Source organism: Bartonella raoultii (assembly GCF_019659805.1).
Classification (GTDB): domain Bacteria; phylum Pseudomonadota; class Alphaproteobacteria; order Rhizobiales; family Rhizobiaceae; genus Bartonella; species Bartonella raoultii.
In genome coordinates this window covers 1-2345 of record NZ_JAIFRO010000020.1, presented here as the reverse complement: position 1 = coordinate 2345, position 2345 = coordinate 1, and the positions used below count along the sequence as shown (strand labels likewise).

The window sequence follows — 2345 nt, the reverse complement described above, 5'->3', positions numbered from 1 at the left end:
TCACGCATTAACGCTAATAGATCTTATCTACTCAATTCAGATTTCGACTGGAAAGATAATTAGCACTCACTTCGTTCGTTCATAATCAATAGAATGAGAGGCTACCGCCTCTCAAACTCTCCGTACGCTCACCAAAATCATGATCTCAGATCCGCGTTTATCGAAAGGATAACAATCCTATGTTCTTAGGGTCAAGGCAACCCCTATGGGGCGCCTAACGGCGTCCTTGACCCAGAACATAACGGATTGTTTTATCCTTCTCACGCGGCTCCGAAATCATGATTAGATGAAAAACGCTTCTGTTGGCGCCAAATTTAGCTCTAGAATGCGTTTAATGAAAAAAACTACCCCCTTTTACGTTTCTAAACTAAAAACTCCTTACAGAGCTTTTTTAAAGCTAAATAGAATATTTTTAATTCCTAAAGATCATTTTCAAAAAAGCTTACAAACAAAAAACTATATTTGCTACTGAAAGCATTTTTCCATTTCTCTCAAATTTGAAAAATTTCCAATGCGCATTTTATGCGCTCCTGAAAAATGTCTTTTTCAAAGATTTTTTGAAGGCGCAATTATACGTTTTAAAAATAAAACGTAATTTTGGGTTCAAAACCCTTGTCGAAAAAACGATCTTTTTTCTATTTTAGTGCCATAAGAAATCCCCTAAAATATCGTGATTTTATGGGGTGCCAAGTGAAGCACCGGCGGGGAGAAACCCTTTAGATGAGAAGGGAAAAAATGTGCTAGCGCAAAATTAAGCGCTTTTTTGAGCTAGCGTCTATCAAAAAACAAATTCTGTAGCTCATTCATGAGGTGTAAATGAGCTTTGGTCGCTATAAAACTGATCAATTTTGAGCTAGTACGAACGATTAAACTTTAGAAATTAAAATAATTTCCCTTGCGGATCTTTTTCAAATTTAAATTCGATTGTTGTAACTTTTCTACCGGTTTTTATGGGATTCCACTCTATTTTCCATCCATCTTTTTGAGTGAGTTCTGTGACGGCAGGCTCGATAATACGACGTTTAATGTTATTAAAATTTTGACGTTGTTTTTCTGTACAATCCATTGAAGTACAAAAATCTTCGATTGTGTATTTTGCGATACCTGAAGTTTGAAAGCGTGTTAATAATTCCAGTAAACGCCATGAATAAATAGAACGAAGAGCTGAAACTTGTTTAAGATGATAGCTGGTAAATTGCTTTTTGATGTTTGTTAAATACGGTACTAATTTTGGCCACCAACAAAGTTCGACCCATCCTTCATTTTTTTGGTAATTTACTTGTCCAACCCATCTCATTTTAATCTCTGTTGAGGAAATGGGGTTACCTTTGCGATTATAAGCTGGTTCATAAAAAGTAATAGAACGTTGATATAATTTTTTAGAAGCATTTTGAAGTGCTTCATAAGCAGTCTGCATCTCACAGTCAGCGAGTTCTGCATACTCAGCCGCTGTTATACGTGTTGTTGGTATATCATTTGAACGATGATATTTTGCGCTATCAATTTTAGAAACAGCCATCATCACAAGTCTTTTTTCAGATAAAGTTAGTCCGTGTCCTGCGCGAATTAATGCATTTTGCATTGTGACCCATCTGTTGCCACTAGGACGTTCCAAGTTAGTAATTTCATATTTAGTTTTTTTAAAAATAAACATCTTTTGCTCTCTATTTTTTGTAAATGCGTCTTTTTCCGAGTATTTACACCTTAGAGAACATATGACGCATTTATTTAAATGCGTCAATATTTTTTTATGGCGTTTTTTTGTTTATTCAACTTGTGGAAAACACTCGGAAAAAGACGCATTAAACTCGGAAAAAGACGCATTAAACTCGGAAAAAGACGCATTTAATTCTCGTAAGACATTGATTTTAAGTAAAAAAAATCCTTATAAAAACAAGAAAAAACAAGAAAAAACGCAAAACATGTGGAAAACCTGCAAATTTTTTAACTAAAAACTGCTACCCATGAAGAAGTAAATTTCATTTGAAAGGAAACTAGAAATATCAAAAAAATGTTACGAAGAGCATTAGATACATTAGCAAGAAGTAACCTAACTGGATCGGACTATAAGGTATTTCTGAAACTTGCTTCGTTGCTAAACTCTAAAATCCCAATAATTATCAATCAAGCAGAGTTAGCAAGAGAAATGAAGCTCTCTAGACAAAGCTTTAACCGAAGTATGATGAAACTACTTGCTATAAATGTCATTCTAGAAGGTTCACGCATTAACGCTAATAGATCTTATCTACTCAATTCAGATTTCGACTGGAAAGATAATTAGCACTCACTTCGTTCGTTCATAATCAATAGAATGAGAGGCTACCGCCTCTCAAACTCTCCGTACG

1 protein-coding gene is annotated in these 2345 nt (G+C 34.8%); it reads right to left on the bottom strand.

Going from position 1 to position 2345, the window contains the following annotated elements; translation table 11 throughout:
* Window positions 1–880: 880 nt before the first annotated feature.
* Window positions 881–1654, bottom strand: coding sequence for a replication initiation protein (locus tag K3248_RS08495; protein WP_208442382.1), 774 nt, complete (start codon window positions 1652–1654; stop codon window positions 881–883).
* Window positions 1655–2345: the final 691 nt, after the last annotated feature.